A 23,316-nucleotide genomic window follows, 5' to 3' on the forward strand; every position below is an offset into this window, starting at 1 on the left:
CCCGGGACGTTGAACTTTTCGAGCGACACAATCGGATCGCATCTGGCAGACTCTGGGTATGTCGCAAAGAGCCCTGAGGCAGCGACAGAGGTTTTTCCAGCCTGGGAGGAGGCAATGCCCAATGTCGGCCCCAACCCATTGTCGCCCGATCTGATGACGCCTCCGGAGCGGCGGGCTGAGCTTTGCAAGATGCTCGCCCATGGTTTGCTGCGCCTGCGCCCGAGACAGGGATTGAGCAGTGGACACAAGGGGCTGGTGGAGCAGGTTCGACTACACAAAGGCGCAGAACCATGCCGACATCATCTCGATGATCCATGGAGGTCCTTATGAACGGTACCGCTTCCATCCCGGCCCGCCTTCTGGCGCTCAGGACGATGCCGACGCCCGCGTTGAAGCAGCACTGGCGCGATCTGTTCGAGAGCGAACCGCCGCCCTTCAACCGACGCTATCTCGAGAGCCGGCTGGCCTACCGCATTCAGGAACTCAGTCTGGGCGGGTTAAAGCCCGGGACGGTCCGGCGGCTCGAAAAGCTGGGCGAGCAACTGGATGGCGGCGACAAGAAAAAGCGCGGCATCCGTCTCGACCGCGATCGCCCTATTACCGGTACGCGGCTGATCCGCGAGTGGCAGGGTGTCGAGCATGTCGTCACCGTCACCGCCGATGGCTTTGAATGGCAGGGGCAGCCCTACAGATCGCTCTCGGCCATCGCGCGCACCATCACCGGCACGCGCTGGAACGGCTGGACCTTCTTCGGGCTCAAGAACCACAGGGGGCGAGCATGACTGGGTCGTTGGAGAAAACGGCGGTGGTGCGCAAACTGCGCTGTGCCATCTACACCCGAAAGTCGTCCGAGCAAGGACTGGACCAGGAGTTCAACAGCCTCGATGCCCAGCGCGAGGCCTGCGAATCCTATATCGCCAGCCAGCGCTCGGAAGGCTGGGTGCTGGTTCGCGATCGCTATGACGATGGTGGCCTTTCCGGGGGCACGCTGGAGCGCCCTGCCCTGCAGCGGCTCATCGCCGACATCGAGGACGGGCTCATCGATGTGGTCGTGGTCTACAAGGTCGATCGTCTCTCCCGCTCGCAGCCTGATTTTATCAGGCTCGTCGAAATATTCGAACACCACGCAGTAACCTTCCTCTCCGTCACACAGAGCTTCAGCACCACCACGCCAATGGGGCGATTGATGCTCAATATCATCATGAACTTTTCCCAATATGAGCGCGAGCTCACCGGCGAGCGCATCCGCGACAAGTTCGCCGCCTCGCGCAAAAAGGGCCTGTGGATGGGCGGCGTGCCGCCCTATGGCTACCGCGTCGAGACGCGCAAGCTGGTCATCGACAAAGAGCGTGCCGCCCATGTGCGCTGGATCTTTGCCCACTTTATCAAGATCGGCTCGGCAACCGATCTCGCACGCGAGATCGCCAGGAAAGGTCTGCGCACCCCGCGCGGCAACCGGATCGACAAAACCTATCTCTACCGCATGCTCAACAACCGCGCCTATATCGGCGAGGCGGTCCACAAGGGCAACAGCTACCCCGGCGAGCACGAGGCTATTATTGACCGGAAAGTGTGGGACAAGGTGCACGCCATCCTCACCGAAAGCCCGCGCAAGCGCGCCGCGCGCAGCCGCGCCGATACGCCCGCGCTATTGAAGGGGCTGCTGTTCGGCCCCGATGGCGCTGCCTTCTCGCCGACCCATACCCGCAAGGGCGGCAAGCTCTACCGCTATTACGTCAGCCAGAGCGTGCTCAGGCACGGGGCAGGATCGTGTCCGGTGGGCCGCGTTCCTGCCGGCGAGATCGAGGCCGCCGTCATCGGCCAGTTGCGCGCCGTGTTCCGCCAGCCCGAGATTGTCGCGGGCACATGGAAGGCGGCGCGCACCCATGCCGAGGATATCACCGAGGCCGATGTCCACGCCGCCCTCAACCTGTTCGATCCGCTGTGGGAGGAACTGTTCCCCGCCGAACAGGCCCGCATCGTGGCGCTGCTGGTCGAGCGGATCGATATCGGCATGGACAGTCTCAATATCCGGCTTCGCATCGATGGGCTCAGCGGGCTGGCCAGAGAGACGATGCCAGCACCGATGCGAGCGGCGGCATGAGCGGCGCCCTGCCCACCACCGGGACGATCACCCTCCAGGTCCCCTTCAAGGTGGCAAAGCGCGGCGGGCGCAAGGAGATTGTGCTTCCCGAGGGCGCTTCGCCAACGCCACGGACGGACAACACGCTGGTCAAGGCACTCGCCCGGGCCTTTCGCTGGAAGCGCATGCTGGAGTCCGGCGCGTTCACCAGCGCCGAACTGGCCGCGCGCGAAAGCATCGCCCCCTCCTACATGACCCGCGTCCTGCGGTTAACCCTGCTCGCACCCGATATCGTCGAGGCGATACTGGACGGCAGACACGGGCCGGAGGTGACGCTGGCAAGGATGCTGGAGCCCTTCCCGCTGGACTGGGACGAGCAGCGCTGTCAGTTCGGATGAGAAAAGGGCCATAGGTCGCCCTTACAGGCGCTTGAAATATCGAGCGACCGGCCAGCGTTCAAATCCAGAAGATTCGTAGGCATGGCGAGCGGGTGCGTGTCCCGTGTCGCCGCCCGTTTCAACCATCACCATCGTCATTCCGGCTTTGCGAATTTGCTGATCTGCAAAGTCCATCAATGCCTTGCCTATACCTTGCCTTTGGTGAGCAGGCGACACGGCCATGATGTGGATTTCGCCCATCCGATCCTCCGGATGGATTCGTATCCCGATGAAACCAACCAATTCTTCATCCTGGAGCGCCAGCCAAAAGTTTTGCGGTTCGTCCCCCAGAAGCAAGACCACATCGGCGGTTTGGCGTGCCTGCCATCCTTGGGGGTAGAAAGCATCATAGACGAATCGAGGCACTTCGTTCTCGGTCTTGGCAAAAACTGGCGACCAAGCTGCGACCGTAAGGGCAACAACAGCGCTCTGAAATTCGGAACGATAAGGAATGATTTTCACGTTACTCATGTCTGCCACGATATCAGCCAGAACAGCGGGTGTCCGCAATAGCACCCCTGCGACGCGAAATTCCCAAAACCTGCGGCACGTTTGTTGGTGAACGATGTCAGTTTTGTAGCGATGCGATCAAGCTAATGGATGGCCGCGATGGCGTCGATGCCCGCCAGATCGGCGATTGCCGCCTCAAACCGACTGAAAATGGGTGGAAGGGGGACAGGCGGGTTGTGGAAGCGGCGCCACCAAAAACTGACGACGCTTTCGGCACTTGGTCTTCCCCATCGGCCACTACCATTCGGCTCCCCGCGATGCTAATCAGCGCCAGATCCAAGCGCTGCGGTCGACGCAGGAGGCAATCATGCAGGCACATGAGAGAATGGTTCACAGCGGAGATGCCCAGCTTGCAACGGTGGCGAGTGGCAAACCGCAAAAGGGGACCATCTTAATGGCCATGGGGGCCACGGCATCAATGTTGTGGTGGCCGGATCCGCTCATCGAGGGCTTGGTCGATGGCGGATACCAGGTAATCCGTTTCGATCATCGTGACACGGGTCGCTCGACCACAAAGCCACGGGGGGAAATATCCTACGATCTGGACGATCTGGCTGGCGACCTGATGGCAATCCTGGATGCCTATGGCGCCAGTCAAGCGCACCTCGTGGGCATGTCGCTGGGCGGCTATCTCGCGCAGATCAATTCCTTGCGGCATCCGGAACGTGTGTTGAGCCTGACCCTCATCGCATCTGAACCCTTCGGCATTTCATACGAGGCCGAAGGGATCGGAGACGACTTCATGGCGCATTTCGGCACCATGGCATCGCTGGACTGGGCAGATAGTGATGCAGTCGCGGCGTTCCTCCTCAGGATCGCTGAACTGAGCTCTGGAACACGCGGCCCGTTTGATAGAAGGGCTGCCCTAGACCGGATCGAAGGTGAACTTTCGCGGACTTCCAGCATGCAAAGTGCCTTCAACCACTCAATGATGGCAGGCTCCATCGACCTGCATCAAACAGCCAGCGATCTGCACTGCCCCGTGCTCGTGATCCACGGTTCGGATGATCCTATCATCTCGGTGAATGCAGCCCACAAGTCGGCGCAGGTGGTCTCTCGCTCAGAACTGATGATTCTTGAAGGTGTTGGGCACGAACTCCTGGTGCAGGATGCTCCTGTGATCGCCCAGCGCATTCTCACGCATTGCAGTGCTCATCCGCCCAAATAGCCACTGCCCAGTGCGGGATGCCAGCACAACGGTCTCGATCTCCCTCACAAGTGCGTCCAGGTCCGTGTTGGTGGGACGTGGGACGACGGCTTTCGCCGGCGCCCGGAGGAAAACAGACAATAGGCTAACCTGCAAAGGCAGGTGCGTAGTCGACGCGGCCGGTTGGCGTATCGTCGGCAGTGAAGTTTATGCGCATGAAGTGTTCGGGCGGCGCACTCTCGTAGCGTAAATCATCATCTCGTTCGAAGCCGAAGCGATAATAATAGGCCGGCTCACCAAGAACCACGCATCCTGCGGCACCTCGGGAGAAGTTGCTCAAGACCCATGCAGATCAGAGCCGAACCAATGCCTGTGCCCTGATGATCGGGTTTAACCGATACAGGTCCCAGCCCAAACCAGCAGTGATCCGTCCCATCGATCGTGACAGGCGAGAAGGCGACGTGGCCGACCAGCGTGCCACTCTCGATAGCAACCAGCGAAATCGCCAATGCGTCGGTCGCCCGCAACCTTGCGATGATTTCAGTTTCGGTCTGGTCGCTGTACTCCACACCGGCGAATGCCCACGCTGTAACGTCGGCGATGGCGGAGTGATCACCTTCTTGTTCTTGTCGTATCAACATCGTTCAGAACACAGCAGATTTCCGCTGTTGAAGGTCAAGGCCGGCATCCGGAAAAAGACGGGTAGCAACCCGATAGCGCCCTCACTCAGTGCTGCTCTACAAAGTGCGGGTTGTACATGATGCCCACGACGTTGCCGAAGGGGTCGAGAACCGATGCGGTGACAAAACCGGACTCGCCCCGCTTCGTGATCGGATCGTGTTCGGTGGCGCCGAGCGCTTTCAACCGGGACAGAGCGCTTTCGATATCATCGACGTGCCAGTACAGTATGGCGCCTCCCGGCCCTGTTCTCATGCCACCAGGAGCATATTTACTGTCGATGATACCGAACTCATCGGCATCGTCTCCAACGCGGAACTCGATATAGGCGGGACGTTCGCGGCTCGGCATCTGGAAATAAGCTTCGATGCCGAAAAGTTCAGTGTACCAGTCACGGGCGGCGGTCACGTCATCGGCGAAGTAGTTGATGGTGGCCATGCCACGTAGAAAATGTTTATTTGCCATTGGTTTACTCCACATGGTTTGTTCTCGATGGAGAAATAATGCCGCCAAAGGATCCCGGTGTATTTCAAAAACCCGCAGGGACTTATGATCCCCGTGGCCGCCTCGACCCTATAGGCTTTGATCGGCATGTGCGCTTCCGCACGCGATTGCCCTGCGCGCCCCTGCGCCCGTTCCTGGATCATTTCTGGGTTATTGGCTGGGACGTTTCGGAAAATGGGTATCACTCGGTGGAACTCATGCATCGACCCTATGTCGACGTTTTTCTCTCCCTTGACTGGTCAGGCGTCCAGGGGACCTTTCGGGGCAAACGCGTTTATGAGGCTCAGGGAAGCGGTCGCATAATAGGTGCCCGATTTCTGCCTGGTGCCTTCGGGTCATTCTGGTCGGGTGAACTGGCAAACCTGCAGGATCAGCAATTGCCTCTCTCCGAGCTCTTTGAAGGCCTTGATCGGGCAGCTGTGGAGCAGCTGCTTGAACATGATGACGAAGTCGTCATGGATCGCCTTGAAGAACTGCTTTTGCTCAAGAAGCCGGCGCCGGACGCCAATATTGCTTTGGTCAATACGATCATTGCGGCAATCGAAGCCGATGACACTTTATCCACCGTGTCCGCTGTCGCCAACAGCTTTCGCTATAGCGAGCGCTGGATGCAGCAACTGTTTCGCACCTATGTCGGCATAGGACTTAAATGGTTCCTGCAGCGTCACAGGTTATTATTGGCCGCCGAACGCATTCGCGGCAGCGATGCGCCGGACTGGGCCGGCATGGCCTACGACCTGGGCTATTCGAGCCAGCAACATTTTATCACCGATTTCCGCAAGGTTCTCGGCGAGACGCCGCTGCAGTACAGGGCCACAGCCTTACAACGACAATCGACGCAGACTGAGTGGGACTGATCGCTGGCGAGAGATATGCGGACCGAGGTCATTCAGGGACAACGGTAAACGAGATTGACGCAATAACCCGCTGCATCGGGAGGTGTAAATATGAAACGACTGGCAATCATCGCGGCAGCATCGTTTATCGCCACACCAGCGCTCGCCGTGCTCGCCTCACCCTATCAGCGCGCGGCCGAGTTCAATGCGGTCATTGAAGCCGCCCTGCCCGCCTTTGGCGTTCGTGTAATCGAGCAGGTCAACTTCGTTCATGTCGATGCGTATGAAGTTCGCTCGGCACGGTGTTCGTTGATGGTGGAGATCGTGGATTTGGCAGAAGAAGGCGAGCCACTTACGATCGGGCGGCGGCAGTTCGAGGCTGTTGCCGGTGAGTTGGAATGTGAGAAATAGCCCGATATCGGGATGGGAGGGGAAATGAAACAAGTTTTGCTGTTGGCCGCAATTGCGGCGTTCGCATCAAACGCCTACCCCATCTATTATCTCAAAAATTGAACTCTACGAACCGTCGTCGTTTGGTGCAGGACGCGGCCGCATTGCTCAATATCCTCTTCTGATGTTGAATGTCGTGTACGAACTCGAAGCGGACCCGACGCCTCAATGCGATGCCGATTGTGAGAACAGGTTCATCACCACGACGCCACCAATGATCATGGCCATCCCCAGTATTGCCGGCGCGTCAAGTTTCTGTCCCTGAAAAATCCAGGCGACCGCTGAGATCAAAACGATTCCAAGCGCCGACCATATCGCGTAAGCGATACCAGTCGGAATTGTCCGCAAGGTCAGAGAAAGAAAGTAGAATGCTACGGCATACCCAATGACAGTGATGAGCCCGGGCACCACTTTTGTAAAGCCGTCGCTCTCTTTCATGAAGCTCGTAGCCACAACTTCAGATACGATCGCTACCGCGAGATACAGATAGTTCATTTTGCGCTCCATTATGGTCGGGAGCGCCGCCCTGCAACAAATACAAGACGTCCTCCCCGCGGGATCAGGTTGACGCCGTGGCGGAGAAGAACTCTTCATCAGGGCGCAGGGGATGCCAGCCTGCCACTCTATTTTCGGCAAGGAACCAGTATTCCAACCCGCCCGACTTGTCACGACGGCCCCAAGTGTTCCCCGGAGCCGCCATAGGTCATTCGTTTTGAGCTGGTGCAGAACTACTGCTCAAGCGCGCCCTTGGCCTCTTCGATCCATCCGTCGAAGAGCTCTCGGTTAGCGGCAATCCATTCCTGGGCGTGCCGGCGCACGTCTTCTGCGCTGTTCTCACCCTCCTTCATGCGAACGTTCTGTTCGCCGACCGCATCAAGCGGTATCTCCATAACTTCAAAGAGACGGTAGACATCGGGATTTTCATCAAGGAATGCCGAATTGCCTACCGGACGGATGTCGTTGGCCGGAAAGCCCATTTCACAAGGATCGGTGGCACAACCGACGACGCCTTCAATTGCCGTGTGGCCTTCGAACTCCGACTGTCCTTCAGGAAGGGATGAGTAGGGAACTTCAAGCCATACTACATCCTTATCCGGCACCAGTTCCCCGAGAACCCAGTTGGGCGTCCACGTGTAAAAAAGGATTGGCTCCCCAGCTTCGTAGGCGGCTATGGCGTCCGCCATCGCCGGGTCATAAGCCGCGGTGATAAGGTCAATGTGCTCTTCGAGACTAAACTCGGTTATGTGATGATCGATCACAAGGCCGCAGTCCCATCCCGGCGGGCAAGCTACCATGTCGGCAATACCGTCGCCGTTGCGGTCGAACAGGGCCGAAATTTCGGGATCGGCAAAATCGGCTAGCGACGTGATGCCGTATTCATCGGCGGTCTTCTTATCAACCAGGTAGCCTTCAAGTGCGCCGCCCCGGATCACATATCCGACCATATCGAGATTATCGAACATTGCGAAGCGGTCGTTGAACAGTGGGAACCACTCCATCACCGAAAAGTCAGCGTCACGCTGACTGAGAGCCTGGTAACGAACAGCGTCATCGAGCGTGATGGGTTCGTTGACCGAATGCCCCAATTCGCGCAATGCAGCGATATAGACTTCGGTGTCAAACCATCCAGAATCCCAAGTTCCCCGTGCGGGATTTATCTCTGCTGCCAGCCCGTAAGACGAGCTGAGGAGGAGCGCCGCTGTAGCAACGGCGCCAATACGTTTATTGATGTGCATGATGATCGCTTATATCTGGTCGTAAAGTTGGTCGATGGTGTCCGCTTCGAAAAGGAACTGGGACGGATCCTTGAACACCCATCCTTGGTAGGCTTCCCCCCTCATCGATTTGACAGCCTGCTCGGCTGTGACGATCTCGCCGCCATAGAGCCAATTGGCCATGCTCAGAACGGCAGACTTGTGCATCGTCTGAGTGGCCGTCGTCATGGCATCCTTCACCAGCGTGACCTTATAGCCCTTCCAGACCGCATCGTTGACCGTGGTTTCCACACAGGCTTCGGTCCAGACGCCGATGACGATAAGGTTCTCGATATCCAAGCGCTGTAACACAGCTTCCAGCCGGGTGCCGAAAAATGCCGAATACCGGGTCTTGTCGACGATTATGTCGCCGTCTTTGGCCGCAACCTCAGGGCTGATTTGCGCTGAATCGCTACCCTCGATGCAATGGGTAGGCTCACCATTAGCTCCGGTCGCTTCGAAACGGAGCAGGTCGGATCCATCTTTAGCGTGCCAATGGCGCGTGTAGATGACTTGGATCCCTGTCGCTCGTGCCGCCTCGATCACTGTTTTTGAACGATCAATAACGCCCGAGTAGTCGAAAACCGGCCAAGCGCCTGCTGGCCGATTGGCTTCCTGCAGATCGATGACCAGCAGGGCCGTTTTTGTGTTAGTCAAAAGTCAAAAGTCCTTCGTGTCGCCTTTCCCAAAAAATTCCGATGTTCTTACAGAGCGATGTTTACAGGGAGACGCTCATGCCCCAAGCCACGACCGGGGAGGGAAACGCGTGGTGGCCTGCGGGACTTGTAACATTACGGCCCGGCATGTCAAAATTCGGAGGGTAGAGGCCCTGAGCGCAATCGCACGTTGGACGTGGTCGAAGCCATAGCGCGGGTGCTGGACGTCAAAGTCACTGACCTGCTGGGTGGGAGGAACGTCCGCGTTACGGACCTTCCAAAAGTTGCCTCATAGCTCCCACCTCGTGGCTCGCGGGTTCGGTCTTCCCGGACTTTCGGGCGCCTACCGGCAGCCGAAACTCTTTAGGTTTGCAGCCGTCAGCTTTGATTTAGTACGGCGACAAAGCAGACTTACAAAACACGTGCGGGTTGGCCATCGTGAAAGAGATCTTTGTTGTCACACATACTGAGGCCAGCCATCACTTGGAAAATAGAGTTGGGGGTTGGTACGATAGCGATTTAACTGATCGCGGCTTGCAGGAGGCAGAGGCTGTCGCCGAATGCCTGGCATCCTTGATCGGTTCGGCGGAACTCGAACTCTACAGTTCTGATCTGCGCCGTGCGACCCAAACTGCGGCCGCAATCGCAAAACGTTTAGGCCAGCCAGTACATGAGACGTCCGCCCTGCGGGAAATCAGCTACGGCGTTGCAGATGGCAAATCGCAACACTGGCTCGATGCACGCTATACCCCTGCGCCGGACGATAATCGGCTAGACTATGATTGTGGCATTGAAGGCGCGGAGACGCGGCGCGACGTCGCAAAGCGAGTGTTTCCCTTCATCGATGAAGTTATAGAACGCCGTTGTGAGAAACAGATTATCGTGACACACGGCTTTACGCTGAGCATGGTCGTTGCGGCATGGATGAAAATCCCCATCGACGCAGCAGGCTTTGTCGCCTTTCCCGTCAAATCCGGAAGCATAACGCGGCTTCGCCAGGATAATTTTTTTCGCAATCGAGCTGTTCTCTCCATAGGCGACAGGACACATCTTTCCCCAATCTGATCGCTGCGGCTGATCACGACAACAAAGTGGCTCATACGGAGTGGGAAACGGACTAGCAGGTTTCGGCTGGTTTCTTCGGGAAAGCTGCCGTTCAGCTGGTCAGCGAGCTTCGGCGGCAACGCGCCCCATTCGGGCCGTTCACGCTGCACTGGCCACATCCTGAAAGCGGCCGTTCGGCAAGCGGTGCTTCGATATCTATGATGGCGCAACTTGGGCACCGGCAATCCTGTCGACGGCCGCGTCCCATGTCTCGCCCGGTGAAGCGGCCTTGAGATGCGGAAGGATAGCTGCAAGCCGCTCGTGAACCTGCCTGCGAGATGGCCGCTCCGCACGAAGAGAAAAGCCAAGGGCTATCAAATCGACGCTTTCGAATCCTAAACGGATGCATGCGCCGAGCTTCGCCAATCCGGCCGACAACTCCTGACTGCCATCCACTTTAAGCGCATGCCTATTCTGGATGAGGAATGCTGGGATGCCGAAAAGATAGGCTAGATCGGGTATTACGCGCAGGGCAAATTTTCTCGCATCCAGGCAGGTTTTCAGCCTGTCTGCATCGGTCCCGAGCGACAACTGCAATTCTGAAAGCGGCTTCCCTGCGAGCCAAAGGGTCGTCAACTTCTGGAGGATCGGGACAGCAATTTTGGCGCGGTCGGTCGGGTCCTTGATCTTATTGATAGCGCTTCCAAGCAAATCGTCGACGTTCGTCGGCCGGAGCATCTGATCAAATAGATCCGGATTCTTAGCCATCCAGTCGAAGAACCAAGAGGTCCACTCGAGAACGGTTCTGGTCTCATCGCCCTTGATCTCTGCGGAAAGCCTACTGACCACGGCGAGCGAAACTCCCAGTTTCGCAGATACCTGATGCTCTGCGATTTCCTCGTCCGACTCGGGCGCTTGACCATTGTAGAATTGGACTGCCGCGTCGATCCGCTCCTTCAGCCAGTCTTCGCGGCCCTTTTTCTTGACCTGATAGGCGACGAGTGACTTGCTAAGAGACTTCTCGATATCCGCGCTCGCCAATCTCGCAATAGCGTACCTCTCAAGTGCGTCGTCTGCAGCTGCCTTGGCATGAACCCGATCAAGGACTGCGGTCAGCGGATCGTCGATTTCCAGACATTGGTCAGATTGGCCGAATATTTTCTGCAGCGTGGTCCAGTGCGCGCCGATCGTCGCATCCTTGAGGTCTATCCCTACAACCTTGCCCGGAACCACGAGCACGATGCCATTCGCATTCTGACCAGCGCGCCCGGCACGCCCTGCGGCATTCAACAGCTCCTGCGCTTCCAGCACCTCCCGCCGGTTGGCCTCAGCTTCGAAGCGGCTGTCCTCTGCGATAATCACAAGTTCGCTCGGGAAATTCATTCCCTGAGCAACGGTAGATGTCGCCACCATCACCGTCGCTCCGTCCGACCGCTGGTACAGGGACTCGCACAGCTGCCGCTCTTCCGGAAGCAGCAACCCGTGATGCACCACACACTTCGAAGTGAGGTGATCGTCCGCGATATCCAGATAACTGTACGATCCGTCACCGAGCTCTAGCGCGGTAATCGCCATCCACGACCGCTCTTCATCGGTCAGTTTGATTGCCACTTTCCCCAGTGCTTCAGAAATGCGGTTCTTGTTTGCAAACGCATTCGGGATCGTTTGGAAGAATACGAGTGTCTTGAGATCGCTGTGGGCTGCCGCGCTCGCTATGGCCGACGAAACTACCCCTGCGTTCGGCGTCAGGCTCCAGTATGGACTGGCACCAAGCGTTACCCGATCATCGAGTAATTTGACCAGCGAGTAGTCCGCTGCTTTTCTCGTCGCCCAGGTCTGCTGAAGTCCGAAAAACCCCAAGGCTTCCGTCTGCAGTGCGGCCTTGTCCTTCACCGATGGCGTCGCCGTCTGACCTCGCATGCGGGAAGCACGCAGTCCGTCCGTCAGGCTCGCTATTTCCGCCTGCGGGTAGACGACGCTTCCACGTAGTTGCCGAGTCGGCTTCCACGCCAAATCCAACTTGAGACATTGACGACCGGTGAGCTCACTGACCCATCCGGCAATCTCATCCGTATTCTTCATCATGGCGGACAGCAGCAGCATGCTCGCTTCGGGCACCCGCGCGCCGAAATTGAGGACGCACAACATTGCGTCCAGAGCACGCCGGCTGTCGGATAGGTCCCTCGCGTGCAAGAGGTGGCACTCGTCGAACACCAGCAGTCCCACGCCGTCAAAGACCTCCGGTTCAATGCTCATTTGAGCCAGACACGACTCTGGCGTCATGACGAAAATCTGGGGGAGTTCGTCCTCATCGCTCAGGAAACCGACTTCATCGAATCGCTCCTGGCCGACCTTGGTCCTTTTGAACGCCCGCCTCAGTGCCCATGTGGTCTGGCCGACAAGCGCGTTGGTCGGCGCGAGAAAAATCACCTTCTTGTCGGCGAGTAGGGTCGCGTTGATCTTCAGTTCAGCCAGCGTCGATTTACCTGCGCCAGTAGGAAAGCTTACGGCTGCGGACATATAGATTTCCAGGTATCCGGCATCAACGGCCTGACGGTGGTTGCGCCAGAGATACGGTCTGGTTCTGGCTACCCGTTTCATCGCCCGGAGCCATTTAACGCTGTCCACGCCGCTCGGTGGCGATATCCTCGCGACCGCGCTTTCCCCGAGATCACCGGCGACGGCGAGAAGCAGCGAGGCGAGATGGTACGGCCCTGAGTACATGCCAATCTCGGAGTATTCCCATGCGGGGGCCTCACCAGTTCTTTCCGGAAGCGCCAGGGCCATCACTCGGCGGAAGGTGGCAGCACTACGCCCTGACTCCGTCCCATCGAGAGCCAACAGCTCAGAAGCCAATTCGCGAATACCGCGCAGTAATTCGTAGTAGAGTGCGGCCGATGCGGCCTCCGTCCTGCTGTCGACTTCCCGCACGGCGTCACGAGACGGCATCGCAGCTTCGGTAATCGCGACAAGACTGCCTTCCGCAAGAGACTGGATTGCGGAGATGAGGCTAGTCTCAATCAGAGATGAATTTTCGGCGTCGAACATGCCGGCGATCTCGCTCGCGTCGGCAGGCGCCTCGGCAATCAGGAAAAGAAGGACCGCAGCAAGATCGGTCGAGATGCTCTCTGCGCCAAGGTATGTTCGTGGACGGTCACCCGCCTGCATCGCCCCCGCATTGAAACACAATTGGTGGGCAGACCCTGCTACGAACGCAGCAGCAGCCCTGTTTTTCCGTTCAGGGGAGACGCTGACCAGCGCCTCATTGGCGAGCGCAAGACGCTGCATATCCCGGAACAGCGCGGCAATTTCTTCGTCCTGCCGAAGCGACCCTTCGCGAAGTCGGACACGAGCCGCGGCGATCTTCGCAAAGGCCTCCGTAAGCGTTTCGGGGAGTCGCTCGGTATCAAGCCCGTCGAAACGAGGTGCTGCACGGATCAGCGACGCGGTTTCCTGATCATACATCAGCGGTCGCCAGTTCCTCGGCATAGGCAATAGCCTTGTCGGCTATCCCCGCCATCCAATTCCTCACATCCTTGACCGGCAGGGCCTCTGCGCGCCTGCGCTCGATCTCTCCGGGCACGACGTCGGCATATCCTCTGAAAGTTTTCTCGAGATCTTCTCCGTCCTCGGTTGTGATCGACACCCGGTAACTCCTTGCGTCCTTCCACACGATCTGCTCGACGGCATTGTCGATATTTGCATCGGGGTGGAGCCGTAAGAGGCCGATCAGTTCGGAAAGGAGCTGATGATCGCGTTCGGCTTTCTCGAGACTTCTAAATTCCGGCCAGACTTTGCCCGTGATCATCTTGCGGGCGTTCTCCGTCGCCTTTTCCTCGCAGACCACCATGAAGTTCACTAGCTTGGTGTCGGGGTTCAGCTTCACATGAATCCCATCAAAACCCTTATGGGCATGGATCATGTGTGGCTCACGGATCAGCGAGGTTCTGTTCTGCAGGTGCGCGGCGATCCATGACATGACCTGAAACATCCAGCCATCCCGATGATAAGGGTCATCGGGGTTTACTGCGGTCAAAAGTTCAATGGCGCCGGCGAGCATGTTCTCTTGCGCCTTCGGTCCCGCAAACCCGGTTTCTTTCAGGATTCGTTCCACGAAGTAGCTCTGCCCCAGTGCGACTCGCGCAATCAACCGGGCTAGGTCATCGTCGTCAACGACCTTCCAACTGCTTCCGGACCATACCGGATCGCCTTTAATATCGGTAAATTCGAGCGGCATTTGTCCCCCCGCCGCGAACTTTAGGGAAAGAACTCAGTTTGGCAATACGCGAGTAACCGGCATTTGGCTTTGGCAACGGGCACTGTGTATAGTCGGTGGGTCTTAACCGACACCATCTCAAGCATGACTTCACGATCTAGCTTTGAGTTCTACCAACCGAAACATGAACCTTGTGAACGCTTTGGCCGGCTAGGTCTAAACTGCGATGTCCGCTTGCCTGGGTCGGCTGCCAAAACCCGCCATTCCGCTCACGGCCCCGCGGCTGCCGGTCCCAGCGTTACTCTTTTGGCCAATCACGGCCATAGGAGAACTTCGATGGGATTTTCACGATATGATGCTGCAGCCCGAGGACGGGCTGCATGGAATGCTGGAAAGACTGTTGGGACGAAGCGCCCTCTAACGCAGAAGCAGATCTGGGCAATTCGTTTCTTCCTGGATCGGGAGGGGAGGGTTCGAGACCGAGCCCTGTTCGATCTTGCAATCGACAGCAAGCTTCGCGGATGCGATCTGGTGAAGATCAAAACAGGCGACCTAGTGACGGGGCCGGAAATTCGAACACGGGCTACAGTGGTTCAACAGAAAACCGGACGACCTGTCCAATTCGAATTGACCAGCGATGTGCGTACCAGCCTATTGGTTTGGCTCGAACGGCGCGGGGGCAGCGTCGATGATCATGCTTTCCCAAGCCGCGTCGACCATGCACATCACATGAGCACGCGGCAGTATGCCCGTTTGGTCGACGAGTGGGTCTCAGCCATCGGCCTTCGATCATCGGACTATGGCACCCATTCGCTGCGAAGAACGAAAGCGGCGATGATCTACAAGGCAACTGGCAATTTGCGCGCCATCCAAATCCTACTAGGCCATACTAAGATCGAGAATACCGTTCGGTATCTCGGTGTGGATATCGAGGACGCGTTGCTTTTGGCCGAGCGGACGGAAATCTGAACATGGAGCGGTCATTCACTCACAACGGATGACCGCTTCGCAAGGCTGGTTCCTCATCCACTTGCATCCACAAGGGGTGGAAAACGGACTGTCGGGTTTTGGCGTGGCGCCGCCGAAAGCGGCCTCGGCTTGTTTGCCCCGTGCTTGCAGGGTGCCACATAGGCTTCTTTGTCGACAAAGTTTTGGCGGCATATCCAGAACCCTCATATCGATATTTGACATATCAACGTCGACGATCTAGGCATCAATCATTGTGTGTTTAGAGGACTCCTATGATCACTGGGCCACAGATGCGCGCCGCGCGCGCCATGCTCGGTATCGACCAGAAGACACTGGCGGAACTAGCCGGGCTTTCCGTTCCGACAATACAGCGCATGGAAGCCAGCAATGGAAATGTGCGTGGTGTCGTAGATAGCCTGACCAAGGTGGTCGCGGCACTCGAACTTGCTGGCGTCGAACTCATCGGAGAAGGATCCGCCAGCACGGCAAGCGGACGAGGCGTGCGCCTGAAGGCGCCCCCACCCAGACACTGATCCCTCAACCCCGCGACGGCGACCGCCGACGACATGCCGACGATCCCGCCGCAACCCTCAAAGGTGCGGCCGAAGATGGAAGACCAGACCACCAGACAGAGCGACGCTCCGAGCTTCGCCGAGCTCTTCACCCCGAAACTCGTCACTGTCCTGCGCGAAGGCTACGGGCTGCCACAATTGCGCGCCGACGCCATCGCCGGACTGACCGTCGCCATCGTGGCGCTGCCGCTGTCCATGGCCATCGCTATTGCATCGGGCGCAACTCCGGCGCAGGGCCTCTACACCGCCATCGTGGGCGGGTTCCTCGTCTCGCTCCTCGGCGGCTCGCGCTTCCAGGTCGGTGGCCCAGCCGGCGCCTTCATCGTTCTGGTGGCCAGCACCGTCGCGCTCCACGGAATGGATGGGCTGATCCTCGCGACGTTCCTGTCGGGACTGATGCTGGCCGCTGTCGGGTTCCTGCGGCTCGGCACCTTCATCAAGTTCATTCCCTTCCCGGTGACCGTCGGGTTCACGGCGGGCATTGCGGTGATCATCTTCGCCAGTCAGATCAGGGAGCTGTTCGGGCTGGCGCTGGAGCATGAGCCTGGCGAGCTTCTGGAGAAGCTTCCCGCCTTGTGGGCGGTCCGGGACAGCGTAACGCCTGCTGCGGTCCTCCTGTCCGTCGCGACAGTTGCGGTCATCCTCGGCTTGCGCCGCTGGCGTCCACACTGGCCGGGCATGCTCATCGCGGTCGGGCTGGCTGCGGCGGGGGCCGCCCTCCTGGGGCTGCCCGTAGAGACCATCGGCACGAAGTTCGGCGGCATCCCGTCGTCACTGCCGGCCCCGAGCCTGCCGGATCTGTCGATGGAGAAGATCATGGCGGTTCTTCCGGCTGCGATCTCCTTCACCCTTCTTGGCGCCATCGAGTCGCTTCTGTCGGCAGTCGTCGCCGACGGCATGACCGGCCGCAGGCACCGCTCGAACTGCGAGCTAGTCGCTCAGGGGGCGGCAAACATCGGCTCGGCGCTCTTTAGCGGCTTCTGCGTGACGGGAACCATCGCACGCACAGCGACCAACGTGCGTGCCGGCGCGCATGGGCCGGTCGCGGGGATGCTGCACGCGGTGTTCATTCTTCTCTTCATGCTCGTGGCGGCGCCACTCGCCGCCTACATCCCGCTTGCGGCACTGGCGGGATTGCTGGCCGTGGTGGCGTGGAACATGATCGAGAAGCCCGCCATCGCGATCCTGCTGCGCTCGGGCTGGGGTGAGGCGACAGTGCTTGGCGCCACCTTCTTCCTGACCATCTTCCGCGACCTGACCGAGGCCATCGTCGTCGGCTTCGCGCTCGGGTCGGTCCTGTTCATCCACCGCATGAGCCGGACGACCGAGGTTGCCACCAATACCGCCTTCGTCGGCCGCGATGAGGCGGACACCGTGCGCCCGCGCGAGGCCTATGACGAGGAACAGGCGGCGGACCCAGATGTCGTCATCTACCGCATCAGCGGGGCGCTGTTCTTCGGCGCGACGGCTTCGATCGGTTCGGTTCTCGACCGTATCCAGGACACCCACAAGGCGCTGATCGTTGACTTCTCCGAGGTGCCGTTCCTCGACTCGACCGGCGCCAACATGATCGAAGGTCTGGCGCACAAGGCGCATCGACGCGACGTCACGCTCTGGCTGACAGGTGCAAGCCGGGACATCCGGCGCGCGTTCATCACCCATGGTCTCAGGAAACCGCTGGTGCGCTATGCGGCGAACGTCCAGGATGCAATCACCAACATTGAAGCTGCGCAAGCTACTAAGGAAAGTGAAAGACAGGACAGTGCCGCCGTCCTTGCCTCTCAGTAGTTTGTAGGCGCTGAACAATGGCTGCTTTCGATCAGAGACAAAAGCTGCGGGAAGGGCAAAGGTGGGGTCGGCAGCTGAACGGCGGCATTCTCCGTTTCGTCGCCAGAACCGGACCGGCCGGTTCCGGTCCCGATCATGCCGATAGTCGGTGCGCTGGGAGCGACGGCTTTCGGAAGGTGCCCGTGATGTTGGAACGACTGAGATAAGTTCGATCGCTGACAGCAACTTGCCGCAGCAAAAGACGCGCTGCTCAGCGCCTTAGAAGGGACGCGGTGGTTCGATCCCAGTTTCATCTTGACCTAATGGAACCGGGATCCAACTCCATTCATGCTCCCACTGAAAACTGATGTATTTCAATAGCTTACAAAGCTATTCACTAAAAACGACGAGTCTTCAGGTTTAGAGAATATCGGCCACGAGAGAGCATTTTCGGGCATCTTGGTGATAGAGCCAGTGTTCAGCCCAATCGCTATAACCCTCTAAAACAACGAGAAAATCCGGCGGTAGCCGGATGAGGAGAATGTTGTCGGAAAGGCAAGTGGCGGGTGGGGGGAGATTCGAACTCCCGAGACGCTCTCACGCCCGCCGGTTTTCAAGACCGGTGCAATCAACCACTCTGCCACCCACCCGTTTCGCCTATGCGCGGCGTGCCGTTGCCCATCGCGATTTAGCGGTTCGCCGCCCGGCTGTCCAGTGTGCTCACGGGGATGGCATCGGCATGTCCGCCTTTTTGCGCGGGCGGATCAATACGTCCATCGAGGCCAGCATCGCGCCGCCGGTGACGAGGATGCAAGCGATGACGATGACCGGGGTCAGTGGAGCGAACCCGGCAACGATGAGGATGAGAGTTGAAAGAAGGGGCGCGGCGTAACTCGCGACGCCGAGAAGCTGGATGTTGCCGCGCTTGACCCCGTAGTCCCAGACGAAGAACGCGCCCCCGACTGGCATCAGCCCCATGCCGATGACGGCCAGCCATTGCACGGCATCCTGCGGCATGAGGGTTTCTTCCAGCACCAGATGGCAAATGAGCGAGAGAAGCGCGGCGGCGGCGCAATACCAGGTGACCATGCGGGTCGGCACCTGCGCAAAGCGGCGCGAGAGCAGCGAATAGGCCGCCCAGGTGACGGCGGCGAGAACCGCGATAAGATAACCGGGGAGATAGGCAGGCTCGAAGGCGAACCGGCCGCCATTGGTGACAATCAATACCGTTCCGGCCAGCCCCAGCAGCGCGCCCGCCACATGGTGCCATTTCAGCCGTTCGCCGGGCATGAGCGTCGAACCGAGCACGATCAGGAGCGGCCAGAGATAGTTGATGAGATTGGCCTCGACGACCGGGGCGTTGCGCACGGCGGTGAAATAGAAAAAGTGGTAGCCGAAAAGCCCCACGATCCCGACGGCCCATGCCAGCGGCGGCACTTTTACCGGGGTCGCCGGCTTGGGCGAGGCAGCGCCGACGGCAACCCCGATCACCGTGGCTATGGCGAAAGAAAAGGTGCACAGCAGGAATGGCGGCACCGCGCCCGAAAGCGCGCTCAGCACCGCCAGCAGCGACCACATCAGGATCGCTGTGAACCCGATAAGCGTTGCCCGGACCATCAGGGAATGAGAATGGTCGAGCCGACCGTCCCGCGTCCTTCAAGCGCCCGGTGCGCATCTCCGGCCTCTGCCAGCGGGAAGGTCTGGCCGATATGGGGCTTTATGGCCCCCGATTCTATGGCCGCAAACAGCGCCTTGGCGCCGGAGACCAGCGCGTTGCGCTCGGCGAAATAATGAAGGCCGGTGGGGCGGGTCAGGAACAGCGATCCCTTGCGGGCAAGGATGCCCAGATCGGGGATGGAGACGGGCCCGGTGGCATTGCCGTAGCTCACCATTAAGCCCAGCGGACGCAGGCAATCGAGGGACGGCTCGAAGGTCGCCTGCCCTACCCCGTCGTAAACGACATCGACGCCTTTGCCACCGGTGATCTCGCGGACCCGGTCGGGAAAGTGCTCTTCGGTGTAATTGATGACGTGATCGCAGCCGTTGGCGAGGGCCAGTGCAACCTTTTCAGCGCTACCCGCGGTGCCGATGACCTTCGCCCCGATGGATCTGGCCCACTGGCAGGCGATGAGACCCATTCCCCCGGCTGCTGCATGGAACAGGATGGTTTCGCCCGCCCGAACCGGCCAGGTGAGGAACAGGAGGTAGTAGGCAGTAAGGCCCTTGAGCATGATCGCGGCGGCGATTTCGTAGCTGATCGAGTCGGGCAGCAGGATGGCACGCGAGGCAGGCAGGATGCGCTCCTGGGCGTAGGCGCCAATGGTGCCCTGATAGGCGACGCGGTCGCCGACCTTGAAGCCGCTGACACCCGGGCCGACGGCGATGACTTCGCCAGCGCCTTCCGAGCCGGGAACCAGCGGTAGCGGGTTGGGGTAAAGGCCGCTGCGGTGGTAGATATCGATGAAGTTGACGCCAATCGCGTGCTGGCGGATGGCAACTTCCCCCGATCCGGGTTCGGGCAGTTCCCGATCACGCATGGAGAGCACTTCGGCGCCGCCGAACTGATCGACAAAAACTGCTTTCATGAAAATTCTACCCTCGCGGTGAGGCCCTGGTTCTGCGCGCCCTCTTGCGGCGTGCGGGGCGGCGCTTCGGGGTGGACTCTTGCACGATGGGCGCGGGTATCTCAAGCGCCTCGTCGTCGCGGGCGATTTCATCGGTTTGTGCGGCCTCCAGCACCGGCTCTTGCGGGACGGCAGTGGCAGGTTCGGGTCTTCCGCGCAGGTGGCCGGAAAGTTTTACGGCGGCAAGGACGAGCGTACCGAAACCGACGACCGCGTAGAGCAGCATTGGATCGGGCGTGACGCCCAGCCCCTCGGAGATCAGCGAGCCGCCAATCAGGAGCAGGAAGGCCAGCGCCAGCGCGCGCACCGATTTGTGGCGGGCGATAAAGGCCGAGAGAGGAGCGGTCGCGAAATAGATGATCGCGGTGGTCGCGAGGATGGCGACGACGATGACCTCGACCGAGCGGGTGACGCCCACGGCGGTGATGATGGTGTCGACCGAAAAGACCGCATTGATGAGCGTAACCTGTACGATGGCGGTGGCGAACGACATGTCGGGATCTGATCTGGGCGGCTCGGCGGGCAGGCGTGGGCCGTGTTCGATATGGATATGAAGTTCGGAAACGGCCTTGTAGACAAGGAACAGCCCCCCTGCGAGGAAGGCCAGTTCGTTCCAGCCCGGCGCCCATGGCCCGAGGGTGAAGGCGGTGCGGTCGATCCCGGCGATCCACAGCATTATGGCCAGGACGATGATCTGGACGATGGCGGAGATCGCAAGGCCGATGCGGCGGGCGAGGTCGCGCTGCTCCTCGGGGACGCGCGCCAGAACGAGCGATACGAAAACGATGTTGTCGACCCCGAGGGCGAGTTCGAGCCCGATCAGGATGGCAAGCGTCGCCCAGAAGGCGGGGTCGAGGAAAAATTCGATCATTGGCTTACTCTTGCGTTTGAAGTGCTGGCAAGCGACCGCCCGGCGCTCTTAGAGCGCCTAACAGAACCAGAGATGGCTGCCGTGTCCAGTCGCTTGGCGATACCCCCGGTATCGCCCGCGCGCCTGTCCTTGCATCCGACTCGTCCAAACCCCATCGTGGCCATCTCTGGTTCTGTTAGGCGCTTTTATTGAAGGTCGGCTGCAAGAGCGGCGAAATAGGGGCATTTGAACGCAGCGCCCTGCCCTGTCTTGCCCGCCGGGGTGCACGGCCCTATCTTTCAGGGCACACAAGGATCTGACAATGGCAGAAGTTTTCGACATCGCCGTTATCGGCGGCGGGCTGACCGGCAAAGCGGCGGCGGTGAGCGCGGCGCGCGCCGGGTTTTCAACGATCCATATCGCGCCAGCGGCTCCCCCCGATCGCCGGACCTCGGCCCTCATGCTGCCCAGCGTCGACTTCATGCGCAAGGCCGAGTTGATCGATGAACCTGCGGCACTCGGCGTTCCGCTTGAAAGCATCCGCATCATCGATGCGACCGACAGGTTTTTGCGCGCACCCGAGACCTTCTTTAAGTCATCGGAATTCGATCATGAAGCATTTGGCTGGAATTTTGGCAATGAACGGCTGGGCAAAGCGTTCGAGAGCGCGGCGGCGGGACTGGATGATCTGACCACGCTGCAAACCACCCTCGCGACGGCGGAGCGCGGCGAGGAACTCTGGACCCTTTCCCTTGGCGATGGCACGCAAGTTCAGGTTCGGCTGCTGGTCGGTGCGGATGGCAAGGCTTCAAGCGTGCGCAAGCTGGCCGGGATCGAGGTGCGCGAGCGCCGTTTCGCGCAGTCGGCACTGGTCGGCGATCTCGAACTGGAGCGGCCATTGGAGGGGTGTTCGACCGAGTTCCATTACCCCGACGGCCCCTTCACCTTCGTTCCCGCCGGCGGTCACAAGGCAAATCTGGTCTGGATCGACAAGATGTCCGTCCTCGAGGCGGCGCGGCGCGACCCGGAAACCCTGGCCGCCGCGCTGGCGGAAAAATCGATGCACCTTTTTGGGCGGGTCACCCCGGTGACCCCCACCTTCGTCTTCCCGCTCTCGACGCTCAGCGTCGACGTGGCCGGAAAGAACGCCGCCGTGCTGGTCGGCGAGGCAGCCCATGCCTTCCCGCCGATCGGGGCGCAGGGGCTCAATCTGGGGCTGCGCGATGTCGAGGATCTTGCCGCGTGCCTTGCCGCTGCCAATCCCGGCGCGTGGGGCTGGGCGGATAGCGTTGCGCGCGCCTATGGCCGCTCGCGCGCCAGCGACCTGACCCGTACCGGCGTGTTCGTCGATTCGCTGTTCCGGTCGCTGCTTTCGGGCTGGCTGCCCGCGCAGGCTCTGCGCACGGGTGGCTTGTGGGCACTCAAAACGATACCGGCCCTGCGAAGGCGGGCTATCGCCTTCGGCATGGGCCGGTAGAAAAATCCGACAGTTTGCAGGCTCGGCCTTACTGGGCCGGAGCTTCCTCGGCGGGTTCACCCTCGGCAGGTTCGGCCGGCGCGGCTTCCGCATCGCCGTTCTGCTCGAGTTGCTGACGGAGCTGCTGGGCGCGATCCTGAAGCACCTGCTCAAGCACGTTCTCGGTGGAGTTGGCCTGATTGAGCTCGTCGATATCGATGCCCTCGGGGTCGTCATAAACCGCTGTGAAGCCAGCGAGGTCGATATCCACGACCACCGGCTCGAACTGCCGGTTGGTGTAGGTCAGCGACAGCTTGGCGCCGCGCTTGAGCGCCTGCACGAAGGCCTCGTTGATCACGGTCTGGGCGCTGCACGCATTGGGGTCGCAAAGCATGTAGGGCACGCGCACCGGCTTGGCCCCATCGATCTGCCAAGACATGTTGGCGGGCAGGATGACGCCGACGGGAACGGAGCCTACGGCCAGCAGGCGGCTGTCCTGGCTCGGATCGTCGCGCAGGAGGAACGAGCCCACGAAGATGCCCGCATTGGTCACCACCTGGCGCATGATACAGGCCTTGCGCCCGTCTTCGAGATTGGAGCAGACCTTGAGCCAGTTGTCTTCCGGATTGCGCTCGGCGACTTCGGCCGTTTCGTCGACCAGCCCCGAGTCCTGCGCGAGCGCGACGAGCGGGCCGCCCATGGACAGCCCCACGGCAACGAGGCCAGCAAGAATGGCGTTTTTTACAGTCATCGATATTCCCGT

22 protein-coding genes, 1 tRNA gene and 1 pseudogene are annotated in these 23,316 nt (G+C 59.8%); 11 read left to right on the plus strand and 13 right to left on the minus strand.

Annotated elements, in window-relative coordinates:
• Positions 1-326: 326 nt before the first annotated feature.
• Genes DQG18_RS07035 through DQG18_RS07045 form a run of 3 tightly spaced genes read left to right on the plus strand, consistent with a single transcriptional unit; the run spans position 327 to position 2,481 of the window.
• Positions 327-782: a DUF2924 domain-containing protein gene (locus tag DQG18_RS07035; RefSeq protein ID WP_116653542.1), complete on the plus strand. Its 456-nt coding sequence runs from the start codon at positions 327-329 to the stop codon at positions 780-782.
• Complete coding sequence (locus DQG18_RS07040; RefSeq protein WP_116653543.1) at positions 779-2,104, plus strand: recombinase family protein; 1,326 nt, start codon at positions 779-781, stop codon at positions 2,102-2,104. The genes DQG18_RS07035 and DQG18_RS07040 overlap by 4 nt, the downstream gene beginning before the upstream one ends.
• Positions 2,101-2,481 (plus strand): hypothetical protein, encoded by a 381-nt coding sequence (locus tag DQG18_RS07045; protein ID WP_116653544.1) that lies wholly within the window; start codon positions 2,101-2,103, stop codon positions 2,479-2,481. Before DQG18_RS07040 ends, DQG18_RS07045 begins: the two co-directional genes overlap by 4 nt.
• A gap of 21 nt (positions 2,482-2,502) precedes the next feature.
• Here DQG18_RS07045 and DQG18_RS07050 read toward each other — a convergent pair whose 3' ends face one another.
• Positions 2,503-2,991, minus strand: coding sequence for a GNAT family N-acetyltransferase (locus DQG18_RS07050; protein ID WP_116653777.1), 489 nt, complete (start codon positions 2,989-2,991; stop codon positions 2,503-2,505).
• 346 nt (positions 2,992-3,337) lie between these two features.
• On the opposite strand from DQG18_RS07050, the gene DQG18_RS07055 reads away from it, so the two are divergent.
• Entirely contained in the window at positions 3,338-4,198 is an 861-nt protein-coding gene (locus tag DQG18_RS07055) for an alpha/beta fold hydrolase (protein WP_157970047.1), read from the plus strand.
• 124 nt (positions 4,199-4,322) lie between these two features.
• Here the strand turns inward: DQG18_RS07055 and DQG18_RS07060 are convergent.
• Together DQG18_RS07060 and DQG18_RS07065 are read right to left on the minus strand one after the other, a co-directional pair.
• A pseudogene (locus tag DQG18_RS07060) lies at positions 4,323-4,818 on the minus strand (GNAT family N-acetyltransferase).
• Between the two features lie 85 nt (positions 4,819-4,903).
• Positions 4,904-5,320 (minus strand): VOC family protein, encoded by a 417-nt coding sequence (locus tag DQG18_RS07065; protein WP_116653546.1) that lies wholly within the window; start codon positions 5,318-5,320, stop codon positions 4,904-4,906.
• Positions 5,321-5,358: 38 nt separating this feature from the next.
• Between DQG18_RS07065 and DQG18_RS07070 the strand changes: the two genes are divergently transcribed.
• Both DQG18_RS07070 and DQG18_RS07075 read left to right on the plus strand, forming a co-directional pair.
• Positions 5,359-6,216, plus strand: coding sequence for a helix-turn-helix domain-containing protein (locus DQG18_RS07070; protein ID WP_198669697.1), 858 nt, complete (start codon positions 5,359-5,361; stop codon positions 6,214-6,216).
• Positions 6,217-6,306: 90 nt separating this feature from the next.
• Positions 6,307-6,606 carry a hypothetical protein gene (locus tag DQG18_RS07075; protein ID WP_116653547.1) on the plus strand — a complete coding sequence of 100 codons (300 nt, stop codon included), beginning with the start codon at positions 6,307-6,309 and terminating at the stop codon, positions 6,604-6,606.
• A gap of 204 nt (positions 6,607-6,810) precedes the next feature.
• Here DQG18_RS07075 and DQG18_RS07080 read toward each other — a convergent pair whose 3' ends face one another.
• From DQG18_RS07080 to DQG18_RS07090, 3 genes are all read right to left on the minus strand, one after another.
• A complete protein-coding gene (locus DQG18_RS07080; protein WP_116653779.1) occupies positions 6,811-7,140 on the minus strand; it encodes a DMT family transporter in 330 nt (109 codons plus the stop codon).
• A 233-nt stretch (positions 7,141-7,373) separates the two neighbouring features.
• Positions 7,374-8,381, minus strand: a complete 1,008-nt coding sequence (gene proX, locus DQG18_RS07085) for a glycine betaine/L-proline ABC transporter substrate-binding protein ProX (protein WP_116653548.1) — start codon at positions 8,379-8,381, stop codon at positions 7,374-7,376.
• Between the two features lie 9 nt (positions 8,382-8,390).
• Positions 8,391-9,056 carry a cysteine hydrolase family protein gene (locus DQG18_RS07090; RefSeq protein WP_116653549.1) on the minus strand — a complete coding sequence of 222 codons (666 nt, stop codon included), beginning with the start codon at positions 9,054-9,056 and terminating at the stop codon, positions 8,391-8,393.
• A gap of 437 nt (positions 9,057-9,493) precedes the next feature.
• Between DQG18_RS07090 and DQG18_RS07095 the strand changes: the two genes are divergently transcribed.
• Positions 9,494-10,120, plus strand: a complete 627-nt coding sequence (locus DQG18_RS07095) for a histidine phosphatase family protein (protein WP_116653780.1) — start codon at positions 9,494-9,496, stop codon at positions 10,118-10,120.
• A gap of 195 nt (positions 10,121-10,315) precedes the next feature.
• Here the strand turns inward: DQG18_RS07095 and DQG18_RS07100 are convergent, their stop codons facing one another.
• Both DQG18_RS07100 and DQG18_RS07105 read right to left on the minus strand, forming a co-directional pair.
• Entirely contained in the window at positions 10,316-13,564 is a 3,249-nt protein-coding gene (locus DQG18_RS07100) for a DEAD/DEAH box helicase (RefSeq protein ID WP_157970048.1), read from the minus strand.
• Positions 13,557-14,336 (minus strand): hypothetical protein, encoded by a 780-nt coding sequence (locus DQG18_RS07105; RefSeq protein ID WP_116653551.1) that lies wholly within the window; start codon positions 14,334-14,336, stop codon positions 13,557-13,559. The genes DQG18_RS07100 and DQG18_RS07105 overlap by 8 nt, the downstream gene beginning before the upstream one ends.
• 315 nt (positions 14,337-14,651) lie before the next feature.
• Here DQG18_RS07105 and DQG18_RS07110 point away from each other — a divergent pair, with 315 nt between their 5' ends.
• The 3 genes from DQG18_RS07110 (at position 14,652) to DQG18_RS07120 (ending at position 17,644) form a co-directional block, all read left to right on the plus strand.
• Positions 14,652-15,284, plus strand: coding sequence for a tyrosine-type recombinase/integrase (locus DQG18_RS07110; RefSeq protein ID WP_116653552.1), 633 nt, complete (start codon positions 14,652-14,654; stop codon positions 15,282-15,284).
• A 272-nt stretch (positions 15,285-15,556) separates the two neighbouring features.
• Positions 15,557-15,817, plus strand: a complete 261-nt coding sequence (locus DQG18_RS07115; RefSeq protein ID WP_116653553.1) for a helix-turn-helix domain-containing protein — start codon at positions 15,557-15,559, stop codon at positions 15,815-15,817.
• Between the two features lie 75 nt (positions 15,818-15,892).
• Complete coding sequence (locus DQG18_RS07120; protein ID WP_116653781.1) at positions 15,893-17,644, plus strand: SulP family inorganic anion transporter; 1,752 nt, start codon at positions 15,893-15,895, stop codon at positions 17,642-17,644.
• Between the two features lie 539 nt (positions 17,645-18,183).
• On the opposite strand, the gene DQG18_RS07125 is transcribed toward DQG18_RS07120, so the two are convergent.
• The 4 genes from DQG18_RS07125 to DQG18_RS07140 all read right to left on the minus strand — a co-directional run bounded on the left by DQG18_RS07125 (position 18,184) and on the right by DQG18_RS07140 (position 21,118).
• Positions 18,184-18,273, minus strand: a tRNA-Ser gene (locus tag DQG18_RS07125).
• Positions 18,274-18,343: 70 nt separating this feature from the next.
• Positions 18,344-19,240, minus strand: a complete 897-nt coding sequence (gene yddG, locus DQG18_RS07130; RefSeq protein ID WP_116653554.1) for an aromatic amino acid exporter YddG — start codon at positions 19,238-19,240, stop codon at positions 18,344-18,346.
• Complete coding sequence (locus DQG18_RS07135; RefSeq protein WP_116653555.1) at positions 19,240-20,208, minus strand: quinone oxidoreductase family protein; 969 nt, start codon at positions 20,206-20,208, stop codon at positions 19,240-19,242. The genes yddG and DQG18_RS07135 overlap by 1 nt, the downstream gene beginning before the upstream one ends.
• 7 nt (positions 20,209-20,215) lie before the next feature.
• Positions 20,216-21,118: a TerC family protein gene (locus DQG18_RS07140; protein ID WP_116653556.1), complete on the minus strand. Its 903-nt coding sequence runs from the start codon at positions 21,116-21,118 to the stop codon at positions 20,216-20,218.
• Between the two features lie 301 nt (positions 21,119-21,419).
• Here DQG18_RS07140 and DQG18_RS07145 point away from each other — a divergent pair, with 301 nt between their 5' ends.
• Positions 21,420-22,574 carry an FAD-dependent monooxygenase gene (locus DQG18_RS07145; protein ID WP_116653557.1) on the plus strand — a complete coding sequence of 385 codons (1,155 nt, stop codon included), beginning with the start codon at positions 21,420-21,422 and terminating at the stop codon, positions 22,572-22,574.
• A gap of 28 nt (positions 22,575-22,602) precedes the next feature.
• Here the strand turns inward: DQG18_RS07145 and DQG18_RS07150 are convergent, their stop codons facing one another.
• On the minus strand, positions 22,603-23,304 hold the full coding sequence (locus DQG18_RS07150; RefSeq protein WP_116653558.1) for an invasion associated locus B family protein: 702 nt from the start codon (positions 23,302-23,304) through the stop codon (positions 22,603-22,605).
• Positions 23,305-23,316 lie beyond the last annotated feature (12 nt).

The sequence above is a fragment of the Pelagibacterium sediminicola genome, from assembly GCF_003390885.1.
GTDB lineage: Bacteria > Pseudomonadota > Alphaproteobacteria > Rhizobiales > Devosiaceae > Pelagibacterium > Pelagibacterium sediminicola.

Coding starts and splice junctions, on each gene's coding strand:
- DQG18_RS07035 (WP_116653542.1), top strand. CDS start 327: ATGAACGGTACCGCTTCCATCCCGGCCCGCCTTCTGGCGCTCAGGACG.
- DQG18_RS07040 (WP_116653543.1), top strand. CDS start 779: ATGACTGGGTCGTTGGAGAAAACGGCGGTGGTGCGCAAACTGCGCTGT.
- DQG18_RS07045 (WP_116653544.1), top strand. CDS start 2,101: ATGAGCGGCGCCCTGCCCACCACCGGGACGATCACCCTCCAGGTCCCC.
- DQG18_RS07050 (WP_116653777.1), bottom strand. CDS start 2,991: ATGAGTAACGTGAAAATCATTCCTTATCGTTCCGAATTTCAGAGCGCT.
- DQG18_RS07055 (WP_157970047.1), top strand. CDS start 3,338: ATGCAGGCACATGAGAGAATGGTTCACAGCGGAGATGCCCAGCTTGCA.
- DQG18_RS07065 (WP_116653546.1), bottom strand. CDS start 5,320: ATGGCAAATAAACATTTTCTACGTGGCATGGCCACCATCAACTACTTC.
- DQG18_RS07070 (WP_198669697.1), top strand. CDS start 5,359: ATGCCGCCAAAGGATCCCGGTGTATTTCAAAAACCCGCAGGGACTTAT.
- DQG18_RS07075 (WP_116653547.1), top strand. CDS start 6,307: ATGAAACGACTGGCAATCATCGCGGCAGCATCGTTTATCGCCACACCA.
- DQG18_RS07080 (WP_116653779.1), bottom strand. CDS start 7,140: ATGAACTATCTGTATCTCGCGGTAGCGATCGTATCTGAAGTTGTGGCT.
- proX (WP_116653548.1), bottom strand. CDS start 8,381: ATGCACATCAATAAACGTATTGGCGCCGTTGCTACAGCGGCGCTCCTC.
- DQG18_RS07100 (WP_157970048.1), bottom strand. CDS start 13,564: ATGTATGATCAGGAAACCGCGTCGCTGATCCGTGCAGCACCTCGTTTC.
- DQG18_RS07105 (WP_116653551.1), bottom strand. CDS start 14,336: ATGCCGCTCGAATTTACCGATATTAAAGGCGATCCGGTATGGTCCGGA.
- DQG18_RS07110 (WP_116653552.1), top strand. CDS start 14,652: ATGGGATTTTCACGATATGATGCTGCAGCCCGAGGACGGGCTGCATGG.
- DQG18_RS07115 (WP_116653553.1), top strand. CDS start 15,557: ATGATCACTGGGCCACAGATGCGCGCCGCGCGCGCCATGCTCGGTATC.
- DQG18_RS07120 (WP_116653781.1), top strand. CDS start 15,893: ATGGAAGACCAGACCACCAGACAGAGCGACGCTCCGAGCTTCGCCGAG.
- yddG (WP_116653554.1), bottom strand. CDS start 19,240: ATGGTCCGGGCAACGCTTATCGGGTTCACAGCGATCCTGATGTGGTCG.
- DQG18_RS07135 (WP_116653555.1), bottom strand. CDS start 20,208: ATGAAAGCAGTTTTTGTCGATCAGTTCGGCGGCGCCGAAGTGCTCTCC.
- DQG18_RS07140 (WP_116653556.1), bottom strand. CDS start 21,118: ATGATCGAATTTTTCCTCGACCCCGCCTTCTGGGCGACGCTTGCCATC.
- DQG18_RS07145 (WP_116653557.1), top strand. CDS start 21,420: ATGGCAGAAGTTTTCGACATCGCCGTTATCGGCGGCGGGCTGACCGGC.
- DQG18_RS07150 (WP_116653558.1), bottom strand. CDS start 23,304: ATGACTGTAAAAAACGCCATTCTTGCTGGCCTCGTTGCCGTGGGGCTG.